This window comes from Duganella flavida, assembly GCF_009857445.1.
Lineage (GTDB): Bacteria > Pseudomonadota > Gammaproteobacteria > Burkholderiales > Burkholderiaceae_D > Rugamonas > Rugamonas flavida.
The window spans coordinates 224,405-245,405 of record NZ_WWCN01000001.1; the positions used below are offsets into that span (position 1 = coordinate 224,405).

Here is a 21,001-nt window from a genome sequence, read left to right on the forward strand (position 1 = left end):
ACTTACACCAGCACGCGTTCAATGCCGCCGTCGTTGGCGCGCTTCACATAGTCCGGCATCCAGTTTTCGCCCAGCAGGTGCTTGGCGATTTCCACCACGATGTAGTCAGCGGTGGTGCCAGCATCTTCGCTGTAGCGCGAGACGCCGCCCAGGCAGGCCGGGCAGCTGGTCAGGATCTTCACTTCGCCGTCGAAGCCGTCCGCGCGCAGCTTGTCCGCGCCCTTGATGACTTCCTCTTCCTTGCGGAAGCGCACCTGCGTCGAGATGTCCGGACGCGCCACCATCAGCGTGCCCGAGTCGCCGCAGCAGCGGTCGTTCTTCTCGATCTTGACGTTGTCGTGCGTCTGGATCAGCGAGTTGACGGTCTTGGTCGCCTCCTGCAGCTTCATCGGCGTGTGGCAAGGCTCGTGGTACATATAACGGGTACCGGTCACGCCTTCCAGCTTGACGCCCTTCTCATTCAGATATTCGTGAATATCCATGATGCGGCAGCCTGGGAAAATCTTGTCGAACTCATAGGTCGCCAGTTGGTCGTAGCAAGTACCGCACGAGACCAGCACCGTCTTGATGTCCAGATAGTTGAGCGTATTCGCCATGCGGTGGAACAGCACGCGGTTATCGGTCATCATCTTGTCGGCCTTGTCGTACTGGCCCGAGCCGCGTTGCGGATAACCGCAGCACAGATAGCCCGGCGGCAGCACGGTCTGCACGCCCACTTCCCACAGCATGGCCTGGGTTGCCAGGCCCACTTGCGAGAACAGGCGCTCCGAACCACAGCCCGGGAAGTAGAACACGGCTTCCGTATCGGCATTGGTGGTTTTCGGATTGCGGATGATCGGGATGACTTTGTCGTCCTCAATATCCAGCAACGCGCGCGCGGTTTTCTTCGGCAGGTTGCCCGGCATCTTCTTGTTGATGAAGTGGATCACCTGCTCGCGCACCGCTGGCTTGCCGACGCTCGGTGGCGGCGCCTTGGTTTGCTTCTTGGCGAATTTCTTCAGCAAGTCATTACCCAGGCGCTGCGCCTTGTAGCCGATACCGATCATCGCCGCGCGGGTGGCGTTGATGGTGGCCGGATCGGTGGCGTTCAGGTAGAACATGGCCGCCGCCTTGCCCGGATTGAAGGTCTTCTTGTCCATCTTGCGTAGCAGGTTGCGCATGTTCATCGACACATCACCGAAGTCGATATTGACCGGACATGGCGTCACGCATTTGTGACAGACCGTGCAGTGGTCAGCCACGTCTTCAAATTCTTCCCAGTGCTTGATCGAGATGCCGCGGCGGGTCTGCTCTTCGTACAGGAAGGCTTCGATCAGCGACGACGTTGCCAGGATCTTGTCACGTGGCGAGTACAGCAGGTTGGCGCGCGGCACGTGGGTCGAGCACACAGGTTTACACTTACCGCAGCGCAGGCAGTCTTTGACGCTGTTGGCAATCTCGCCAATATCGCTCTGCTGCATGATCAGCGATTCGTGGCCCATCAGGCCGAACGACGGCGTGTAGGCGTTGCGCAGGTCGGCTTCCATGCCGTCCAGGTTCAGCAGCTTGCCCTTGTTGAAGCGGCCTTCCGGGTCGACGCGCAGCTTGTACTCGCGGAATGGCGCGATTTCGTCTTCCTGCAAGAACTCCAGCTTGGTGATGCCGATGCCGTGCTCGCCCGAGATGACGCCGTTCAGCGAACGGGCCAAAGTCATGATGCGTGCCACGGCCTTGTGCGCCAGTTGCAGCATCTCGTAATGATCCGAGTTGACCGGCAAGTTGGTGTGCACGTTGCCATCGCCGGCGTGCATGTGCAGCGCCACGAACACGCGTCCGCGCAGCACGCGCTTGTGGATGGCGGTGGCTTCGTCGAGGATCAGCTTGTAGGCGGCGCCGTTGAAAATCTGGCGCAGCTGCGCACGGATTTCCTGCTTCCACGTGACGCGGATGGTGCGGTCCTGAACCACGTCGAACAGGGTGGCGTCCGGCTGGGTTTTCAGGCGCTCGTCGAAGACTGGCAACAGGCGGTCCATGCCGTGCGTGGCCAACTCGGCGGTGATGGACGCCAGCGGCTTGTCCAGCTCGGCCAACAGATAAGTCCAGCGCGCGTGCACTTGCGACAGCAGCGCTTCCGCTTGCTGCTGGCGGTCGCCCAGCATCTCGGCGTCACCGACGCTGTCGTCGGCATCGTCGCTCTTGCCGATCGGCAGATTGCCGGCGGCGAAGAAGTCCCGCAGCTCTTCCACCAGTTGCAGCTTGTTCTTGATCGACAGCTCGATGTTGATGCGCTCGATGCCGTCGGTGTACTCGCCCATGCGGTTCAGCGGGATCACCACGTCTTCGTTGATCTTGAAGGCGTTGGTGTGCTTGGCGATGGCGGCGGTACGGGCGCGGTCCAGCCAGAATTTCTTGCGGGTCTCCGGGCTGACGGCGATGAAGCCTTCGCCCACGCGGGTGTTCGCCAGGCGCACCACTTCCGACGCGGCTTGGGCCACGGCGTTTTCATCATCGCCGACGATGTCGCCGAACAGCGCCATCTTCGGCAGCACGCCGCGTTTCGATTTGGTGGCGTAGCCGACGGCGCGCAGATAGCGCTCGTCCAGGTGCTCCAGGCCGGCGAGGCGCAAAGTCGAGAACTGTTCGCCCTTGGCTGGCAGGCCGTCGAGGTAATCCTTGATTTCGACAATCGACGGAATCGCATCGCGCGCCTGGCCGAAGAACTCCAGGCAGACGGTACGGGTGAACTTCGGCATCTTGTGCAGGATCCAGCGGCCCGAAGTAATCAGGCCGTCCGTGCCCTCTTTCTGGATGCCCGGCAGGCCGGCCAGGAATTTGTCGGTCACGTCCTTGCCCAGGCCTTCCTTGCGGAACACTCGGCCGGCGATTTCCAGAATCTCAGTCTTGAACGGCGCGCCCTTGGCTTCGCCCTTCGCGGTCGGATGGGTCCATTCCAGCTTGAAGCGGGCCAGTGGCGTATCGTGGATTTTCGACAGATTGTGATCGAGGCGCGTGACTTCCAGCCAATCGCCCTGCGGGTCAACCATGCGCCACGAGGCCAGGTTGTCCAGCGCTGTGCCCCACAGCACGGCCTTCTTGCCGCCTGCGTTCATGGCGATATTGCCGCCGATGCAGGAGGCGTGGGCCGAGGTCGGGTCAACCGCGAACACGAAGCCGGCCTTCTCGGCGGCCTCGGAAACTTTGTTGGTGATGACGCCGGCGCCGGTGTAGATGGTGGCGTATTCCTTGTCCAGGCCCGGCAGCACTTTCATCTCTACCGCGCCCATGTTCAGCAGCTTCTCGGTGTTGATGACGGCCGACATCGGCGTCAGCGGAATCGCGCCGCCGGTGTAGCCGGTACCGCCGCCGCGCGGGATGATGGTCAGACCGAGTTCGATACAGCCTTTGACCAGGCCGGCCATTTCTTCTTCGCTGTCCGGCGTCAGCACCACGAATGGATACTCGACGCGCCAGTCGGTCGCATCGGTCACGTGGCTGATGCGCTTCATGCCGTCGAAGCAGATGTTGTGCTTGTCGGTGTAGCGGCCCAGCACTTTGAAGGTGCGTTTGCGCAGGTCGTACACCTGTTTGAATTCTTCGCCGAAATCGGCCACAGCCTTGCCGGCCGCTTGCAGCAGCTTGGCCACGTTGGCACTGCGCTGGCGCGAGGCTTCGTCTTTTTCAGCGTCGTCGACGCTGAGGCGGCGCTTGTCCACTTCCGCCAGACGGTGATGCAGCGCGTTGATCAGTTCCTGGCGGCGCTTCGGGTTATCCAGCAGGTCATCCTGCAAATATGGATTGCGGCGCACGGCCCAGATATCACCCAGCACCTCGTACAGCATGCGCGCCGAACGGCCGGTCTGGCGCGCGCCGCGCAGCGCATCCAGCAGCGACCACGATTCCTCGCCTAGCAGCCGGATGACGATCTCGCGATCGGAAAACGACGTGTAGTTATAAGGAATTTCCCGCAGGCGCGTGGCCTCCGGACCGTGGGGCGTTTCCGCCAGCAAAGCTTGGATTTGTGCAGGGGCGTTCATTATGCGATTGGACTGTAGACAGAACCCGGGGAGGTCATTCTAGCCTATTGCGGCGCACCACGCGGGAACAGCCTTAAATGACCGAGGGACTCTGCAAAAGCCAAAAACACGCCAAAAATTCGAAAAACCACCGGCCACCGGGCAATTTCATGCCAATTATCATCAACAGACTGAATGAAATTTACGCATAAGCTTATGCGGCAATATGATCAAATGCACCAAATTAGCTCAGTAATTCCCCGATCCGATGCCACACTCCGTCCGGCACGTACAACAGCAGCGAGGTCATGGTGAGGTAGCGCAAGCACTTGCCGATGGCCATATACGCCACGCTGGGCCAGAACGGCAGGCGCAGCCAGCCACCCAGCGTGCACAAGGGATCGCCGATGCCGGGCAGCCAGGCCAGCAGCATGGTCTTGGCGCCGTAGCGCTCCAGCCAGTGGAACCAGCGGCTCTGGCGCTCCTTGGAAAAACTCTGCTTGGCCTGCCAGCCCATGTAGTAATCGATGACGCCGCCCAGCGTGTTGCCGATGGTGGCGACAACGATGGCGCTCCAGAACATGGCCGGGTTGGCTTTGATCACGGCAAACACCGCCGGCTCCGAGCCGAGCGGGATCAATGTGGCCGACACCAGGCTGATGATGAAGATCGAGGTCAGCCCCACCTTGGGTGCGGCCAGCACCAGCAGCAACCAGCTAATTGCGGATTCGATCATCGGAAGTGGGCGCAAGAGGAAAGCTGCCATTATAATGAGTCAGCCCGATCCGGCACACCCGCCAGAATCAGTGTCTCCCTGCTCCACCCGGTCACCAGCCGGCTAGTTAGCATCGCACCCTCCTAACAGCGGGGTCAGTTCTGCCAATCGGACACGTTCTCTGCCGTAGCGTTTGCTACGGCAGAGAACGTGTCCGATTGGCAGAACTGACCCCGGGTTTAACTTGTTTGCAGACTATGACTACCGACTATCTGAAGAAAGTACTGACCGCCCGCGTCTACGACGTGGCTGATGAAACCCCGCTGGAACTGGCGCCGACCCTGTCGCAGCGCTTCGAGAACCGAATTTATTTCAAGCGCGAGGACATGCAGAGCGTGTTCAGCTTCAAGATTCGCGGCGCCTATAACAAGATGGCCCACTTGAGCGACGCGCAACGCAAGCGCGGCGTGATTTGCGCCTCGGCCGGCAACCATGCGCAAGGCGTCGCCTTGTCGGCTGCCAAACTCGGTTGCCGCGCACTGATTGTCATGCCGACCACCACGCCGCAGGTCAAGATCGACGCCGTCAAGGCGCGCGGCGGTCCCAACGTCGAAGTGGTGCTGCACGGCGAGTCGTACACCGATGCCTATACCCACGCGCTGACGCTGGAAAAGGAACAGGCGCTGACCTTCGTACACCCGTTCGACGATCCCGACGTGATCGCCGGCCAAGGCACCATCGGCATGGAAATCCTGCGCCAGCACTCGGGCCCGATCCACGCTATCTTTGTCGCCATCGGCGGCGGTGGCCTGATTTCCGGTGTGGCCGCCTACGTCAAGGCGATCCGTCCCGACATTAAGATCATCGGCGTGCAAACCATCGACTCGGATGCCATGGCGCGCAGTATCAAAGCCGGCGAGCGCGTGACGCTCACCGATGTGGGCCTGTTCTCGGACGGCACCGCGGTGCGTCTGGTGGGCGAGGAAACCTTCCGTCTGACGCAGCAGTACGTCGACGACATCATCATCGTCGACACCGACGCCATCAGCGCCGCCATCAAGGATGTGTTCACCGATACACGCAGCATCCTGGAGCCGGCCGGCGCACTGGCCATTGCTGGCGCCAAGGCGTATGTCGAACGTGCCGCGCTGACCAAGGAACCGATCAAGAACGAGACCTTGATCACCATCGCCTGCGGCGCCAATATGAACTTTGATCGCTTGCGCTTTGTGGCCGAGCGCGCCGAGCTGGGCGAAGCACGCGAGGCGCTGTTTGCCGTCACCTTGCCGGAGCAGCGCGGCAGCTTCAAGCGCTTGTGCCAACTGGTCGGCGGGCGCAACGTCACCGAGTTCACCTATCGCATATCCGACAAGGACGATGCGCACGTGTTCTGCGGCGTGCAGATTGCTGACCGCAGCGAATCGGGCGCGCTGACCCGCCGCTTTGAAGAGCACGGTTTCAAAGCGCTGGACCTGACCCACGACGAGCTGGCCAAGACCCATTTGCGCCATCTGGTCGGCGGCAAGAGCGTGCTGGCGGATAACGAGCTGCTGTACCGTTTCGAGTTCCCGGAACGTCCGGGCGCGCTGATGCGCTTCCTCGATTCGATGGCGCCGAACTGGAACATCTCGCTGTGCCACTACCGCAGCCAGGGCGGCGACGTCGGCCGTATCGTGATCGGCCTGCAAGTGCCGCCGGAAGAAATGAGCGACTTCGCCCAATTCCTCGCCACGCTGGGCTATCGCTACTGGGATGAAAGCCAGAATCCCGTCTACAAACTGTTCCTGGGCTAACCCCACAACCTTAAGTGACAGATCACGCTCCGTCGCTTAAGGGTCTGACCCGCAGGGTCAGACCCTGTGTCGCTTTGGGGTAAAATATCGCCATGACTACCAACACCGCCGACCTGTCCCCCCTCGGAAAAACCTCCGCCTACCGCACCGATTACGCGCCGGAACTGCTGTTCCCGATTACGCGCAGTGGCAAGCGCGACGAGCTGGGCTTGTCGGGCACGCTGCCGTTCTTTGGCGTCGATATCTGGAACGCCTACGAAATCTCCTGGCTCAACCAGCGTGGCAAGCCGCAGGTAGCGATTGCGCGCATCACCTTCCCGGCCGATACGCCCAACATCATTGAATCGAAGTCGTTCAAGCTGTACCTGAACTCCTTCAATCAAACCAAGCTGGACAGCGTGGCCGCACTCAAGCAGTTGCTGCAACAAGATCTGTCGGCTGCCGCCGGCGGCAGCGTCCACATCACCCTGACCCAGCCTGAAGAGTTCGGCATGGTGGAAATGGGCGAGCTGGACGGCCTGCTGCTGGACCGCCTCGATATCGAAGTCGACAACTACAGCCCCTCGCCGGCCATCCTAAAGGCTGCGCTGGACGAAGAGCCGGTGGAAGAAAAACTGGTCTCGCACCTGCTGAAATCGAACTGCCTGGTTACCGGCCAGCCAGACTGGGCCAGCGTGCAAATCCACTACAGCGGCCCGCAAATCGACCAGGAAAGCCTGCTCAAGTACCTGATCGGTTTCCGCGAACACAACGAATTCCACGAACAGTGCGTCGAACGCATCTTCGTTGACATCCTGCGCCAGTGCCAGCCGCAGCAACTGGCGGTGTACGCACGCTACACCCGCCGCGGCGGACTGGACATCAATCCATGGCGCAGCAACTTCAGCACGGCACAAAAACCAGCCAACCTGCGTGGCGCACGTCAATAACTGTGTTGATTTTTTCAATCAAAACCAGAAAAACCGGCGTATGATGAGTGAGCTAGCGTGATCTTTCACGTCATACGGCCAGTCTGGCCGAAAAACGCGTAAAAAAACGGAAAAACGGCCCGGTTTCCAAGCAAATACCGGTGTTTTCGACGAATACGGTGCGGAAATAGCGATTCCTTTCTGGAGTGCATTTTTAGCTGCCCACCGGCCAACGCCAATACAACGATGGCAGAGCGATTTCATGTTACACGGCACTGAAACAAGCCTATAATTCCGATCGCCTGACACCCTTGTGCGTTGCAACATTTGACGTCGTACTATGAATAACCTTAGCAAAATACTCTCTCTGGAAAACGTGCAGCTGGACCTGGAAGTCTCCAGCAAAAAGCGCGCTTTCGAGCAAGCTGGCCTGATCTTCGAAAACAACTGCGGCATCGCCCGCTCCACCGTCTCGGACAACCTGTTCGCGCGCGAGCGCCTCGGTTCGACCGGACTGGGGCACGGCGTCGCTGTGCCGCACGGCCGCATCAAGGGCATGAAGAGCCTGAAATCGCCGCTGGCCGCCTTTGTGCGCCTGGCTGAGCCGATTCCGTTTGAGTCGCCGGATGGCAAGCCGGTCAACCTGCTGTTCTTCCTGCTGATCCCGGATCACGTGACCCAGCAGCACCTCGAAATCCTGTCGGAAATCGCCGAGATGTTCTCCGACGACGCCTTCCGCACTGCGCTGAGCACGGATACGGACCCGAAATCGGTGCATTCGCGCATCATCAACTGGCTGCCTAGCCTGCAAGCTGCTGGCTGAGCGGCAGCGATGGAGTTACACTAAGGTTAGATTAACTAACCTGGTAACCGCTCCATGCTGCAAACTCCGCTGACGATACAAAGGCTTTACGACGACAATCGCGAAAGTTTGCAGCTCGGCTGGTTCGCCGGTTTTCCCGGCGGCGAGCGCCTGATTTCCGGCGACGTTGCCTCGGCCGCCGACCAGGTCGGCCACTTGAACACCATTCACCCGGGCCGTATCCAGGTCTTCGGCCATCAAGAGATCAACTACTACCAGCGCCTCAAGTCGCTAACGCGCGCCCATGTCATTGGCGAGCTGATCGCTGGCGGCCCGCCGGCGCTGATCATCGCCCAAGGCCTGGAAACGCCACCCGACATCCTCGCCATCTGCGACGAGAAAAATATTCCGCTGTTCTCCACCCCGTTGCCGGCCGCGCAAGTGATTGACTTCCTGCGCGTCTACCTGTCCAAGAAGCTGGCGCAGCGCATCATCATGCACGGCGTGTTCATGGACGTGCTGGGCGTGGGCGTGCTGATTACCGGCGACTCCGGCCTCGGCAAGAGCGAGTTGGGCCTGGAGCTTATTTCGCGTTCGCACGGTCTGGTGGCGGACGATGCGGTGGAATTCTCGCGCATCGCACCGAATATGATCGAAGGCCGCTGCCCGGCGCTGCTGCAAAACCTGCTGGAAGTGCGCGGGCTGGGCCTGCTGGACATCAAGGCCATCTTTGGCGAGACCGCAGTACGCCGCAAAATGCGCCTGAAGCTGATCGTGCACCTGGTGCGCCGTGGCGCCGCCGATGAAGAAGTCGAGCGCCTGCCGTTCCAGTTCCCGACCGAAGACGTGCTGGGCCTGCCGATCCGCAAAGTCGTGATCCCGGTGGCAGCCGGCCGCAACATCGCGGTGCTGCTGGAAGCCGCCGTGCGCAACACCATCCTGCAACTGCGCGGCATCGACACCCTGCAGGAATTCATGGAGCGGCAACGGCAGGCAATGAGCGGGGACTAGCCCCGCCCATCGCCCTAATGTTGCTGAGGAACCGCGCCTTGCAAGGCGCGGCCGCTCCGCAGGCGCGCAGCTGCGCTGCACGAATTCCCTGCTCCGCCAAAGACAAGCCATGAGCGGAGATTGAGCGGTCGATGGTATCATCGATGTTATGCGTATCGTAATCATCACTGGCATCTCCGGCTCCGGTAAGTCCGTCGCACTCAATGTGCTTGAAGACACGGGGCACTACTGCGTGGATAACCTGCCGCCCGCCCTGCTTTCCAGCCTGGTCTCAACTCTGACCGAGGAGGGCTTGCAGGCATTGGCGGTAGCGGTTGATGCGCGCAGCGCCGAGTCGCTGGCCTCGCTGCCGGCCGACGTGCAGCGCCTGCGGGCCGAAGGCCATGACGTCAAAGTCATGTTCCTGACTGCGAATACCCACTCGCTGGTAGCGCGTTTTTCCGAAACACGCCGCAGCCATCCGCTGTCGCACGAGCTGCGGCCGGGGCAGAATCCGGCAGCCCGCCGTACACTGATCGAATGCATCCTGGAAGAGCGCGAGCGGCTGTCGGCGATTGAAAAGCTGGGCCACGTGATCGACACGTCCGAACTCAGCGCCAACAAGCTGCGCAGCTGGGTCAAGGATCTGGTGATGACCGCGCACGCACCGCTGACCCTGTTCTTTGAATCGTTCGCCTTCAAGCTGGGCGTGCCGATGGATGCGGACTTCGTGTTCGACGTGCGCGCGCTGCCGAATCCCTACTACGACCTGACCCTGCGTCCGTTGAACGGACGTGACGCGCCGGTGATCGACTTCCTCGACGCCCAGCCAAGCGCCGGCGAATTGCTGAACGACATCCGCACCTTCGTGGAGAAATGGCTGCCGTCCTTCAAGGGCGACAACCGCAGCTACCTCACAGTGGCGCTAGGCTGCACCGGCGGTCAGCACCGCTCGGTCTACATGGCCGAAAAACTCGCCGCCTACTTCCACGCCAACGAACGCGTCGTCCTGCGCCACCGCGAGCAATAATCGGCTGATCTGCCACATCGCCAGAAGAAGTTGTCAAAAATGCCTTGCTAAGGCATTATGAAAACTATTTCTTACGATGAAAGGTTGATTGCATGTCAGCATCCTCAGGCGGAAAAATGCGCTTTGTCCTTGAGTCCGTCATTGCCTTGGGCGTCGGGCTGCTGCTGACCTTCTTTGTCGAGTGGATGTTTGGCGAGGAATTCATCACCCGCCAGCAAGCCCGCGCCTATGCACCAATTGCCGGCAGCAGTTACGGCGAGGGGAAACGCGACGATATCCGGGTGCTGCTCATCGACGACGCCGCCATTGCCGCCGCAGGCCAGCAATGGCCGGCACGTTATAGCTACTCCGCCCGCCTGCTGCGGGCTGTCGCGCAATATCATCCTAAAGCCGTGTTTGTCGACATCTACTACAGCGCCCAGCGCGACGACGACAGTCTGCCGTCGCTACTGCGCCAGGTGTGCGCGCTGCACGAGCAGGGCACGAAGGTTTTCCTGGCAGCCAACCGCAACCGTCAGGATGAATACGTCCTGCGCCCCGAGCTGGAAGAATTGGCGGGCAAATGCTTTGAAAAAGTCGCCGTCAAATACACCCCGGACGACATTGACCGCCTGGCCTGGAATTACACCCTGGCCCTGACCGGGGAAGGCCATGGCCATGAGCACGGCCTCAAGAGCGCTGCACTGGCCTTGTATGAAAGCACGGGCCGCACGGTCGAGGTAGAACACCATACACTGGCGCTGACCTGGGGCAGCAAGGCTGCCGCACACGGCGTTGCATGGCTCAGCAACGAGGCAGGCGCTGCAGCCGACGAATCCTATTGCCGCGACACGCATGGCCTGCTGGCCGAGCTGGCGCCACCCGGCCTGCGCAACAGCATCTATCGGGACGGCAGCAAACCAGTCTGCGTTTTCCACGAAACTATCCGGGCCGGCCAGCTGACCGAAACCACGGCGGAACAAGACGTCCAGTTGCGCCAGCTGATTGAAGGCAAAGTACTGCTGATTGGCACTGCGCTATCCGATACCAGCGACCTGATCCTAACCCCGATGCACGGCCGCATCCCCGGCGTCTACCTGCACGCAATGGCGCTCGACAATCTCATGACATTTGGCGACGACTACGCGCGCGCCATGCACCTGACTAGTCCCAAGCTGGTGCTGTTCCTGCTGGCGTCCATGCTGCTGGTCACGCTCGCGCCCAAGCCATTCGTGCACAAAATGAAGGAGCGCCTGAAGCGCAAACATGTCCGACGCCCAGATGTTGTCGGCATCATACTGTATCTGCTGTGGTGTCTGGGACGGCTACTGGTATCGCTGGCGATCGCCGCCGTGCTGCTGTTGATCGGCCAGTACTGGCTGGGCTTGGGCTTCCTGTCCATCATCAACGTGATTGTGTTGACCCTGCTTGCCGAATGGTTTGAGTTTAATGAAAAGCTGAGTGAGTACCTCTTCCCAAAGAAAGGAAATGAACATGGGCATTCTTAAGAAACCTGCACTGTTGGCCGCCGCACTGTTTGCGCTGGCGCTGCCGGCTGCGCACGCCACTGAACAGATCACCGCCATCAAAGGCAAGCAAGTAGAACTGTTCGACGCACCCGACGACGGCAAGCCGGGCCGCAAGGTGGAGGCCAGCGGTTTACCGTGGACGATCAAGGAAGAGAAAAACTCCTTTTTCAAAGTCGCAGTCGGCGGCAAGGATGTGTGGGTCGACGCCATGCAGGTGAATGTGGCCCGTAACGCCCAATCGGAATGCCCGCCGAAAGCACTGGCGACCAGCAAGACGGCGGACATCGTGGCCGGCGTGCCCGGTGTATCGGCCAGCCAATGCAAATGAGGCCGCGCGTGCAACGGCCACTCTCCTTCCTGATGGCGGCGCTGCTGGCAACGGCAGGCATGGCGCATGCAGCGGGCCAGGACGATCCACCCATCCCCGCAGTGAACACGATCGGCGAACTACCGCCGGCGCCGCCGCACCAGTGGGCCGATCTGCAAGCCGACCTGAATGACAACCGCACCGCCGGCTACGGCCTGGTGTCGGCGCCGGCCCTGGTCAAATATCTCAACCAGCTGTATGCGAATATCAAAACCGCCGCCGGCGTGCCCGACTGGCCCGGTTCGGTGTACATCTCATCCGACACCACGCTGAACGCCCATGCTTCGGCCTCTGGCAACATCTACCTGCACATGGGGCTGATCCGCTCGGCCGAGTCGGAGGATGAAATCTACGGCGTCATGGCGCATGAATTCGCCCACGTCTACCTGAACCACCAAGCTGCCTATGAAGCGCACCAGGTGGCGGCCAACGCCGCGTTCGGCGTGAAGGCGGCGCTGATCGGCATCTTCGGCAAAAAACTACCGGGCGCCAACGCCAGCTGGAGTGCTTTCGACAGCGTCTCGCTGGTGGACGGCGTGGTGCACGAATCGCTGATCCCGGTCTGGCAGCGCGAAGTGGAAGAACAGGCAGACATGTTTGCCGCCACGCTAACCTTACGCGAGCGCTATTCGTATCCGGTCGGCTTCAAGACCTTCCTCGAGCGCCTGGTAGCAGTGGAGCAGCGCCAGCTGGACAGCCAGCCGTTTGCCACCGGCGCGCCCGCATCAGCGCCGGCTGCCGCAACAACGCCGGACGGCAAGCGCAAAACCCACGCCTCCGCACGCGAGCGGGAAGAAGTGTTGACAGCCAAAATGCTGCCCCTGATGCCGCGCCCGCGCCCTGCGGCCCGCAAGGCGCCTTGGCAGGCCGTGCTCAAGGATAAAGAGACGGCGGAAGTGCTGGCCCACTACGGCATGCTGGCGGATATTGAAAAACTACATACGGCAGGCCGCCATGCCGATGCCCTCAAGCTGGCGGGCAAAGCAGCGTCGGGCGCCACCACAGGCGACGCCACGATGGTGACGATGCTGCAAACCGCCATGCGCCAGACTGGCGCTGGCATGGACGAGCAGCGTGTGGTCCTGCTGCGCAACCGCACCTGGCCGGAGCGCGCGTGGTCGGTGCAGTATCAGGCCGCTGCACTGATCAAGCCGGACCAGGCCAGCTTCGCCAAAGAATTCCTGCAGGAGCAATATGCCTATTTCGGCGAGGCGCCGCGCACCTGGCCGGACATGGTGGGCTTCTACTTCCGCAATGGCGACAATCTCTCGCAACTAGCGCTGCTGGCGAAATGCGCCACGGACGCCCGCTTCCGCGCTGCCTGCGCAGACCGCGGCAAGACCGATGCCCAGCGCCAGCAGGAAGCGGCGCAGATGCTCGCCCGACAACAACAGCAGCAAAATAATCTTGAGCAGAAAATCAAGGATAAGCTCAAACTCAAGCAGTGATGTTTCAGTCCAGGTGGCGCAGTGGATGGGCGTAGTCCGGCCAGACTGGCTGGAACATGGCGTCCACCATTGCATCGCTGACGTCGGCTAAGACAGCGGGCTGCCATTGCGGCTGGTTGTCCTTGTCGATCACCAGCGCGCGCACACCTTCGATGACTTCGCCGTTTTCGAAGTTGCGACGGACCAGCGCGCGCTCCATGCGCAGGCAGCCGGCCACGTCCAGTGCGGCGCCGCGTTTGATCAGTTCGTGGGTGACGCACATCATCAGCGGCGAGCGGGTGGCTATGACTTCAAGTGTTTTGACGGCGAACTCGCTGCTGTCCGCTTTCAACGAGGCGACGATGGCGGGAACGGAACCGGCGCTGAAGTGGTGGTCGATGGCGGCGCGGTTGGCGGCCAACGTGCTGTCGCCGGCGTGGTGGTTGGCGGCGTAGGCTGTGAGCGCTGCAGCGAGGCCGGCACCCGGCGTTGCCAGCAGCGCGTCCAGTGCGGTGCGATCGGACAGCGGTGCGTAGTGGTCAGCCAAGCCGGCGTACAGCGCATCGGCCGCATTGATGGTGACGCCGGTCACGCCGAGATAGTAGCCCAACGCACCCGGCGCACGCGACAGGAAATAGCTGCCGCCTACATCCGGGAACAGGCCGATGTTCACTTCCGGCATGGCCATCTTGGTCTTGTCGGTAACGATACGTATGCCGCCCTGCGCCACGCCCATGCCGCCGCCCATCACCACGCCGTCCATCAGCGCGATATAAGGCTTGGGATAGAAATGAACGAAATGATTTAGCGAATATTCCTCAGTGAAGAAATCCTCCACCAGCGCACTGCCGTTTTGCGGCGTGGTGCGGCCCGCGTCGTAAAAGAAGCGGATGTCGCCGCCGGCGCAAAACGCTTTCTCACTGCTGCTGCGAATGACCACGGCGGCAACCGCCGGATCATCACGCCATGCCAGCAGCGCTTGCGTCATCGCGCGCACCATGTCGAGAGACAGGGAGTTCAAGGCCTTGGGCCGGTCCAGTACGATCAAGCCGGTGCCGTTGCTTACACTGATGTGGATGTATTCGCTCATCCACCCATTCTACTTCAGATGCTCGAGCGGATTTGGCACTTCCAGAGCACCACCCAGGCGCGGCTGCCACATCGGCTTGCCTGCCACCGGTGGCTTGCCTTCGTGACGGTTGTAGAACACCGTCACCTCGCGGCTGCCGACCGGCTCCTGCTCAACACCCGTGCGCCTGGCGATGCCGGAGGGATCGGCAGAACCGGCCACCGTGAATGCCACCAGCTTGTCCAGTCGCGCATCATGCACATCGAGGATGGAGGCCATCAGCACCAGCGGCGTGGCCGCAAACACTTGGTAGTGCAGCGCCTTGCCAGCACGTTCCATCTCGGCCGGCAGCGAGCCGTCGTCGTCCATCTGGCCCAGCGCATGCTGCAGCACCTTGCGGCCCCAGTCCAGATAACGCTTATCTGCGGTCACGCCGCCCACTGCGGTGACGGCCAAGCCTTCCCAGTAGTAGTGGTTGTTGCGCCCGCCCTGCTTGGCATCCGAGTGCGCAATGGTGGCGTCGGCCAGCGCCTTGAACCAGCCTTCGATCAGCAAGCGCTGCACCGGCGTGGCCTGCTGCTGCACGCGTGCGTAGCTCAAGGCCATGCCGCCCAGCGTCCACTTGCGCACGTAATAGGCCTGCTCGCTCGACATCTTGCCCAGCATGGCTTTCTGCTCGGCCCAGCTGGATAACCACGTCAGCGCGCAAGCAGCGTCTTGCCCGTTGGCGTCACGCGCCACCTGCGACAGGAAATCCTCGATCGGCTTGGTGTTGGCAATGTTCTTCGCCCGCAGCACCGGATCAATCACCGAATGATGCTTGTCCGAGTAATAGCTGTTGGCATCAATATCGCTGCGGGCCGGCGGCGGCGCTTCGCAGGCGTAGGCCACGCCGCTGGCCAGCGCCAGCAAAACACAAGTTAAACGTTTAACCATATCTTCCTCAAAAAGGGCGCCCTCGTGCGCCCTTGTTTTGATGTGCCGGGTCCGTTGTTATAGGGAGGCGGCAGCGGGTTCGTAGCTATCCGGGATATGCTTGATCGCATCGTGCCCGTAAGATTGGACTTTACCTTTGTATTTCATCACCTGACGATCCAGCTTGTCGATCAAGGTATCGATGGCGGCGTACAGGTCTTGCGACAGGCTTTCCACGTATACGGTTTTGCCGGACATACGCAGGTTGATTTCAGCCTTCTGACGTTTATCTTTCTCTTTAAGGTTATCTACGGTCAGGATGACAGCAATATCAATCACTTGATCAAAGTGGCGGGTGACACGTTCGAGCTTATTCTGCACGTACTCGCGAATCGCTGCGGTCACTTCGAGATGATGTCCACTGATGGTCAGATTCATACACACTCCTAAAGATATGTCGCTTCTACCGGTTAGTGCGGTGCCCTTTGCTGCCGGGCGCGCAGGAACCAACAAACTACAAAGACTTGCGGAGACTGACTGGTGGGATTTTTAAGGCCTCGCGATATTTGGCAACAGTGCGCCGCGCAATCACCATGCCTTGTTCTCCCAGCATGTCCGCAATCTTACTGTCGGATAAAGGATTTTTCGGGTCTTCTGCTCCTGTCAGTTGCACGATCAATGCACGTATCGCCGTCGAACTTGCTTCCCCGCCAGCTTCGGTGGCGACATGGCTACCAAAGAAATATTTCAGCTCAAACATGCCGTGCGGGGTCAGCATATATTTTTGAGTTGTTACCCGAGAAATAGTGCTCTCGTGTAGTCCCAGTGTATCAGCAATTTCGCGAAGCACAAGGGGGCGCATCGCAACCGCACCGTGCGAGAAAAAGTTCTTTTGTCTTTCTACTATCGCCTGTGCCACACGCAGGATGGTGTCGAAGCGCTGGCGCATATTCTTGATCAGCCACTTGGCTTCCTGCAGCTGTGCGCCCATCGCGCTTTCACCCTTGCCCTGCTTGAGCAGGTTGGCGTACATGGCGTTCACCCGCAGGCGCGGCATGACGTCGTTGTTCAAACTCACCTGCCAGCCGTTGCGCGATTTTTTCACGATCACATCTGGCACCACATAGTCCGATACGTCGGATGCAAACGCGGCGCCCGGATGCGGATTGCACTGGCGGATGACGGCCTGCGCTTCCCGCAAATCTTCGTCATCGCACAGCAGGGTTTTCTTGAGCTTGTTGAAATCGCGCTGCGCAAACCACGTCAGGTGATGTTCAACGATGATCAGCGCCATGCGGCGCGTCACCATCGGCACGCCGGGCAGGCGGCGGATCTGGATTGCCAGGCACTCGGACGCATTGCGCGCGCCCACGCCCATCGGGTCGAAGCTTTGCAGCAGGCTAAGCGCCGTCTGCAGTTCTTCGATTTCCACTTCCAGTTCTTCCGGCAAGCGCGCGTGGATTTCTTCCAGCGCTTCCTCAAGGTAGCCGTTCTCATCGAGCGCATCGACGATCAGTTCCACCAGCGCGCGGTCGCGCGTTTCCAGCACCGTCACACGCATCTGCTCCATCAGGTGCTCGCGCAGCGTGCAGTGATGGGCTTCCAGTTGCGGACGCGATTCCTCGTCGTCATTGTTCTTGCTGCGGCCTGAATCGCTCCAGTCCATATCGGCGTCGGGCGTGGTGCTTTCAGTGTCGGCGCCAGGCGCTTCGTAGTTGTCGGCTTCGGCAGCGGGCGCCTCGCCTTGCGGGCCTTCTTGCGGCGCTTCAGCAGCCGGTGCTTGCTGGCTGATGGCGCCATCGGCCAACAGGCGCAGCGAATGATCGAGCGGATCATCCAGGCGTTCCAGCAGCGGGTTATCGGTCAGCAGCTGTTCTAATTCTTGATGCAGCTCCAGCGTCGACAACTGCAGCAGCCGGATCGACTGTTGCAGTTGTGGCGTCAACGCCAGATGCTGCGACGTGCGCAGTTGCAGAGACTGTTTCATTAGGGATTACATGCGGAAGTGTTCACCCAGATAGACGCGACGCACCGACTCGTTGGCGATGATGTCGTCTGGACGGCCCGAAGCGAGCACCGTCCCCTGGTTGATGATATATGCGCGGTCGCAGATGCCCAGCGTCTCGCGCACATTGTGATCGGTAATGAGGACGCCGATGCCGCGTTCCTTGAGGAAGCGCACAATGCGCTGGATCTCAATCACGGCAATCGGGTCGACCCCGGCGAATGGTTCATCGAGCAGTACGAAGCGCGGGTTGGTCGCCAGTGCGCGTGCGATCTCCACGCGGCGGCGTTCGCCGCCGGAGAGCGACAGCGCCTGGTTCTCGCGCAGCTTTTCGATTTGCAAATCGGCCAGCAGGGTATTCAGCCGTTCATCAATTTCCGCCTTGGATAAAGGCTTGCCGTCCACTTTCTGGATTTCGAGGACGGCGCGTATATTTTCTTCCACAGTCAGCTTGCGGAACACCGATGCTTCCTGCGGCAGGTAAGACAAGCCCAGCGAAGCGCGGCGGTGGATCGGCAGCGAGGAGATATCGGTGCCGCTGATATCGATGCTGCCCGCATCCGACGGCACCAGGCCGACGATCATGTAGAACGAGGTGGTCTTGCCGGCGCCGTTCGGGCCCAGCAAACCCACCACTTCGCCGCATTCAACTTGCAGCGACACGTCATGCACCACCTGGCGCTTGCCGTAGGTTTTTTGCAGGCCTTTGACGATCAGGGTGCTACCGCAGGATGCTTCCATCTTATTTCCCCGGCGCTGGCTGCGTGGCTGGTGCTGGCGGCACCGCCAGCTTGCTCGACGGCTGGATCATCATCGTGCTGCGGCCTGCGCCCGGCTTGCTCTCGCCGGTCGAGGTGTTCTTCACGGCGTAGACTTCCTTGCGGCTGTCGTAGGAAATGAATTCGCCATCAACCTGGCTGGCGGTCTTCGGACCTTCCAGGCGGCGGACCTGCGCCTTGGCGAACAGTTTCACCAGCTCAGTCTTGTTGTCGTATTCGATGCGGTCGGCCTGGCCTTCCATCCACTGCTCACCGGCGCCGTCCAGCTTCTGGCGGAAGGTCGCTTGCGTGCCGGGCGCGCCATGCAGCACCACGTACTGGTAGCCTTCCGGATCTTCCGTCACCACCGCTTTTGGCGATTTCATCAGCAGCGTGCCGCGGGTCAGCACCACATTGCCGGTGAAGGTCTTGACCTGCTTGACGTCATCAGCATCCAGCTGGTCAAACGCGATCTGGGTTGGCTTGTTGGAGTCAGCCTTCTCGGCTTGTGCTGCGCAGGCGGCCAGCAGCAGGGCTGCCGATATAAACAGTTTATGCAATTTCATCTAGGTTCCTTCATTTTGCCGCGCGCGGCGGCAGCGTCATCGTTCCGCGTCCCCCCAGTTCAACCTGGCGGGTGGCGTTGTTGGCCTTCATGCCGGTGCCGGTGCCGGTCGCATTGCCGGCCTTCATCTCGACCGGGGCGTCGGTTTCCATGCGTTCTTCATCCGGGTACACGGTCAGCGTACTGGTCTTCAGGCGCAGCTCCTGCGATTGCTTGGTGGCGGGCCGCAGCACGTCCACATTACCACTGAGTTTGACACGCGTATTGCCCTGGTCGACATAGGCGGTCTGCGCGTGGATATTCATCGGCGGCTGGTCGCCTGCCAGGCTGTGCACCGCCGGCTTGTCGATCACCGAAGAATCATCTACCGGACGATGGGTCAGCTTGTCGCCGGAAATGATGTAGGCCGGCTGGCCCTTCTGGTTCATGCGTACCGTACTGAAGCGGTCGATGATGTAGTCCGGCTCGTCGCGGAACTTGTCCGCCTCGGCGTCCTGCCCGGCCTGGTTCACCACCTGCACCAGCCAGAAGCTGCCGACGGCCACGAAGATCCCGACCATCATTATCAGGGTCAGCTGCCAGCGGTGTGCTGTTCTTTTACGCATGATTGATGCCTATCAAACCAGGAATTGCGCCATTACGCGCTCGTACAGACCTTGGGCGTGCAGCACCAGCTCGCACACCTCGCGCACTGCGCCACGGCCGCCATGGGCCACGGTGACGTGGTGCGCGCGCTCCAGCACTTCCTGGCGGCCGTTCGGCACGGCGACGGCGAAACCGACGCGCGACAGGATAGGCAAGTCCACCACATCGTCGCCGATGAAGCCGACTTGTTCCGCCGTGAGGCCGGTCTTTTCCAGCAGCGCGTTGAACGGGGTCAGCTTGTCATGACCGCCCTGGTGCAGGTGGTTGATGCCAAGATCAGCCACGCGCTTGATCACCTGCGGCGACTTGCGCGCGCTGATGATGGCGGTGTCAATGCCGGCTTCCTGGATCAGCTTGATGCCGAGGCCGTCCTGCACGTTGAAGGTCTTCAGCGCTTCGCCGTCGGCGCCGTAGTGCAGGCTGCCATCGGTCAGCACGCCGTCGACGTCGAAGATCATCAGTTTGACGCGCGCGGCGCGCTCAACATAGGTCAGCTCGCTCATTAAATCACCTTGGCGCGGGTCAGGTCGTGAATGTGCAGTGCGCCGACCAGCTTGCCGTCGGCATCGGTCACCAGCATCTGGTTGATGCGGAACTGTTCCATCACCGCCACCGCATCGACCGCCATTTTTTCCGGCGAGATGCTGCGTGGGTTGGCGTGCATCACATCGCCGATGATGACCTTGCTGAAGTCCTGCACTTTTTCAATCATGCGGCGCAGGTCGCCGTCGGTGAACACGCCGATCGGCTTGTTGTCGGCATCGACGATGGCGGTCATGCCCATGCCCTTCTGGGTGATTTCCAGCAGTGCATCGGTCAGCTTGACGTCGGCAGTCACGCTCGGCACTGCGTCGCCGCTGCGCATCACATCGCGCACGTGAGTCAGCAGGCGGCGGCCCAGCGCGCCGCCCGGGTGCGAGCGCGCGAAGTCTTCTTCCTTGAAGCCGCGCAGGTCCAGCAGCGCCACGGCCAGGGCATCGCCCAGCGCCAGCGTGACAGTGGTCGAGGTGGTTGGCGCCAGGTTCATCGGGCAAGCTTCTTTGGCCACGGCCACGTTCAGGTGGACATCGGCGATGGTGGCCAGGCTGGAGCCCGGCTTACCGGTCATCGCGATCACCTTGCTGCCCATGCGTTTCACGACCGGCAGAATGGTCATCAGCTCCGAGCTCTCGCCCGAATAGGAGATGGCAATAAATGCATCATCGGCAGTGACCATGCCGAGGTCGCCGTGCGCGGCTTCGGCCGGGTGCACGAATAGCGCCGGGGTGCCGGTCGAGGCCAGCGTGGCGGCGATCTTGCGGCCGATGTGGCCGGACTTGCCGATACCGGACACGACCACGCGCCCCGAGCAGTTCAGCAACAGGGAGATGGCCTGCACCACGCTGTCGTCATTGGCGAGGCGCGCGTTCAGGGCGTTGATGGCATCTGCTTCGTTTTGCAGCGTGTCTTGGGCAAGACGCAGTGCCGTTTTTGCATCAAAAGCTTTCAGCATTGTTTTTTCATGGGTTACAC

At 60.9% G+C, this 21,001-nt stretch carries 19 protein-coding genes; 8 read left to right on the forward strand and 11 right to left on the reverse strand.

What is annotated here, in order from left to right:
- Positions 1 to 2 precede the first annotated feature (2 nt).
- Together GTP46_RS00960 and GTP46_RS00965 are read right to left on the reverse strand one after the other, a co-directional pair.
- Positions 3 to 4,013, reverse strand: coding sequence for a DUF3683 domain-containing protein (locus GTP46_RS00960; protein ID WP_161004775.1), 4,011 nt, complete (start codon positions 4,011 to 4,013; stop codon positions 3 to 5).
- Between the two features lie 223 nt (positions 4,014 to 4,236).
- Positions 4,237 to 4,728 (reverse strand): YqaA family protein, encoded by a 492-nt coding sequence (locus tag GTP46_RS00965; RefSeq protein WP_161004776.1) that lies wholly within the window; start codon positions 4,726 to 4,728, stop codon positions 4,237 to 4,239.
- 236 nt (positions 4,729 to 4,964) lie between these two features.
- On the opposite strand from GTP46_RS00965, the gene ilvA reads away from it, so the two are divergent.
- The 8 genes from ilvA (at position 4,965) to GTP46_RS01005 (ending at position 13,553) form a co-directional block, all read left to right on the forward strand.
- Entirely contained in the window at positions 4,965 to 6,500 is a 1,536-nt protein-coding gene (gene ilvA, locus GTP46_RS00970) for a threonine ammonia-lyase, biosynthetic (RefSeq protein WP_161004777.1), read from the forward strand.
- Between the two features lie 92 nt (positions 6,501 to 6,592).
- A complete protein-coding gene (queF, locus tag GTP46_RS00975) occupies positions 6,593 to 7,429 on the forward strand; it encodes an NADPH-dependent 7-cyano-7-deazaguanine reductase QueF (protein WP_161004778.1) in 837 nt (278 codons plus the stop codon).
- Positions 7,430 to 7,748: 319 nt separating this feature from the next.
- Positions 7,749 to 8,231, forward strand: a complete 483-nt coding sequence (locus tag GTP46_RS00980) for a PTS sugar transporter subunit IIA (protein WP_161004779.1) — start codon at positions 7,749 to 7,751, stop codon at positions 8,229 to 8,231.
- Positions 8,232 to 8,285: 54 nt separating this feature from the next.
- Positions 8,286 to 9,221, forward strand: a complete 936-nt coding sequence (hprK, locus tag GTP46_RS00985; RefSeq protein WP_008444515.1) for an HPr(Ser) kinase/phosphatase — start codon at positions 8,286 to 8,288, stop codon at positions 9,219 to 9,221.
- 148 nt (positions 9,222 to 9,369) lie between these two features.
- A complete protein-coding gene (rapZ, locus tag GTP46_RS00990; RefSeq protein WP_161004780.1) occupies positions 9,370 to 10,230 on the forward strand; it encodes an RNase adapter RapZ in 861 nt (286 codons plus the stop codon).
- A 116-nt stretch (positions 10,231 to 10,346) separates the two neighbouring features.
- Positions 10,347 to 11,717, forward strand: a complete 1,371-nt coding sequence (locus tag GTP46_RS00995; protein WP_161004781.1) for a CHASE2 domain-containing protein — start codon at positions 10,347 to 10,349, stop codon at positions 11,715 to 11,717.
- The gene (locus tag GTP46_RS01000; RefSeq protein ID WP_161004782.1) at positions 11,704 to 12,066 is read left to right on the forward strand and encodes a hypothetical protein; all 363 of its coding nucleotides are present in this window, start codon (positions 11,704 to 11,706) and stop codon (positions 12,064 to 12,066) included. The genes GTP46_RS00995 and GTP46_RS01000 overlap by 14 nt, the downstream gene beginning before the upstream one ends.
- A gap of 8 nt (positions 12,067 to 12,074) precedes the next feature.
- Positions 12,075 to 13,553 (forward strand): M48 family metalloprotease, encoded by a 1,479-nt coding sequence (locus tag GTP46_RS01005; RefSeq protein WP_161004783.1) that lies wholly within the window; start codon positions 12,075 to 12,077, stop codon positions 13,551 to 13,553.
- A 4-nt stretch (positions 13,554 to 13,557) separates the two neighbouring features.
- Here GTP46_RS01005 and GTP46_RS01010 read toward each other — a convergent pair whose 3' ends face one another.
- The 9 genes from GTP46_RS01010 to GTP46_RS01050 form a co-directional block, all read right to left on the reverse strand.
- A complete protein-coding gene (locus GTP46_RS01010; RefSeq protein ID WP_161004784.1) occupies positions 13,558 to 14,622 on the reverse strand; it encodes an enoyl-CoA hydratase/isomerase family protein in 1,065 nt (354 codons plus the stop codon).
- Positions 14,623 to 14,631: 9 nt separating this feature from the next.
- Positions 14,632 to 15,537 (reverse strand): alginate lyase family protein, encoded by a 906-nt coding sequence (locus GTP46_RS01015; protein ID WP_161004785.1) that lies wholly within the window; start codon positions 15,535 to 15,537, stop codon positions 14,632 to 14,634.
- Between the two features lie 57 nt (positions 15,538 to 15,594).
- On the reverse strand, positions 15,595 to 15,954 hold the full coding sequence (gene hpf / locus GTP46_RS01020) for a ribosome hibernation-promoting factor, HPF/YfiA family (protein ID WP_161004786.1): 360 nt from the start codon (positions 15,952 to 15,954) through the stop codon (positions 15,595 to 15,597).
- 76 nt (positions 15,955 to 16,030) lie between these two features.
- Positions 16,031 to 17,503: an RNA polymerase factor sigma-54 gene (locus tag GTP46_RS01025; RefSeq protein ID WP_161004787.1), complete on the reverse strand. Its 1,473-nt coding sequence runs from the start codon at positions 17,501 to 17,503 to the stop codon at positions 16,031 to 16,033.
- A gap of 6 nt (positions 17,504 to 17,509) precedes the next feature.
- Positions 17,510 to 18,262: an LPS export ABC transporter ATP-binding protein gene (gene lptB, locus GTP46_RS01030; protein WP_161004788.1), complete on the reverse strand. Its 753-nt coding sequence runs from the start codon at positions 18,260 to 18,262 to the stop codon at positions 17,510 to 17,512.
- A 1-nt stretch (position 18,263) separates the two neighbouring features.
- Complete coding sequence (lptA, locus tag GTP46_RS01035) at positions 18,264 to 18,845, reverse strand: lipopolysaccharide transport periplasmic protein LptA (RefSeq protein WP_161004789.1); 582 nt, start codon at positions 18,843 to 18,845, stop codon at positions 18,264 to 18,266.
- A gap of 10 nt (positions 18,846 to 18,855) precedes the next feature.
- Positions 18,856 to 19,449, reverse strand: a complete 594-nt coding sequence (gene lptC, locus GTP46_RS01040; protein WP_161004790.1) for an LPS export ABC transporter periplasmic protein LptC — start codon at positions 19,447 to 19,449, stop codon at positions 18,856 to 18,858.
- Positions 19,450 to 19,461: 12 nt separating this feature from the next.
- Positions 19,462 to 19,992, reverse strand: coding sequence for a KdsC family phosphatase (locus GTP46_RS01045; protein WP_161004791.1), 531 nt, complete (start codon positions 19,990 to 19,992; stop codon positions 19,462 to 19,464).
- Positions 19,992 to 20,981: a KpsF/GutQ family sugar-phosphate isomerase gene (locus tag GTP46_RS01050; protein WP_161004792.1), complete on the reverse strand. Its 990-nt coding sequence runs from the start codon at positions 20,979 to 20,981 to the stop codon at positions 19,992 to 19,994. Before GTP46_RS01050 ends, GTP46_RS01045 begins: the two co-directional genes overlap by 1 nt.
- Positions 20,982 to 21,001 lie beyond the last annotated feature (20 nt).

Coding starts and splice junctions, on each gene's coding strand:
- hpf (WP_161004786.1), bottom strand. CDS start 15,954: ATGAATCTGACCATCAGTGGACATCATCTCGAAGTGACCGCAGCGATT.
- GTP46_RS01015 (WP_161004785.1), bottom strand. CDS start 15,537: ATGGTTAAACGTTTAACTTGTGTTTTGCTGGCGCTGGCCAGCGGCGTG.
- GTP46_RS01010 (WP_161004784.1), bottom strand. CDS start 14,622: ATGAGCGAATACATCCACATCAGTGTAAGCAACGGCACCGGCTTGATC.
- GTP46_RS00960 (WP_161004775.1), bottom strand. CDS start 4,013: ATGAACGCCCCTGCACAAATCCAAGCTTTGCTGGCGGAAACGCCCCAC.
- lptC (WP_161004790.1), bottom strand. CDS start 19,449: ATGCGTAAAAGAACAGCACACCGCTGGCAGCTGACCCTGATAATGATG.
- ilvA (WP_161004777.1), top strand. CDS start 4,965: ATGACTACCGACTATCTGAAGAAAGTACTGACCGCCCGCGTCTACGAC.
- queF (WP_161004778.1), top strand. CDS start 6,593: ATGACTACCAACACCGCCGACCTGTCCCCCCTCGGAAAAACCTCCGCC.
- GTP46_RS00965 (WP_161004776.1), bottom strand. CDS start 4,728: ATGATCGAATCCGCAATTAGCTGGTTGCTGCTGGTGCTGGCCGCACCC.
- rapZ (WP_161004780.1), top strand. CDS start 9,370: ATGCGTATCGTAATCATCACTGGCATCTCCGGCTCCGGTAAGTCCGTC.
- GTP46_RS01050 (WP_161004792.1), bottom strand. CDS start 20,981: ATGCTGAAAGCTTTTGATGCAAAAACGGCACTGCGTCTTGCCCAAGAC.
- GTP46_RS01025 (WP_161004787.1), bottom strand. CDS start 17,503: ATGAAACAGTCTCTGCAACTGCGCACGTCGCAGCATCTGGCGTTGACG.
- GTP46_RS00995 (WP_161004781.1), top strand. CDS start 10,347: ATGCGCTTTGTCCTTGAGTCCGTCATTGCCTTGGGCGTCGGGCTGCTG.
- lptB (WP_161004788.1), bottom strand. CDS start 18,262: ATGGAAGCATCCTGCGGTAGCACCCTGATCGTCAAAGGCCTGCAAAAA.
- GTP46_RS01000 (WP_161004782.1), top strand. CDS start 11,704: ATGGGCATTCTTAAGAAACCTGCACTGTTGGCCGCCGCACTGTTTGCG.
- hprK (WP_008444515.1), top strand. CDS start 8,286: ATGCTGCAAACTCCGCTGACGATACAAAGGCTTTACGACGACAATCGC.
- GTP46_RS00980 (WP_161004779.1), top strand. CDS start 7,749: ATGAATAACCTTAGCAAAATACTCTCTCTGGAAAACGTGCAGCTGGAC.
- GTP46_RS01045 (WP_161004791.1), bottom strand. CDS start 19,992: ATGAGCGAGCTGACCTATGTTGAGCGCGCCGCGCGCGTCAAACTGATG.
- lptA (WP_161004789.1), bottom strand. CDS start 18,845: ATGAAATTGCATAAACTGTTTATATCGGCAGCCCTGCTGCTGGCCGCC.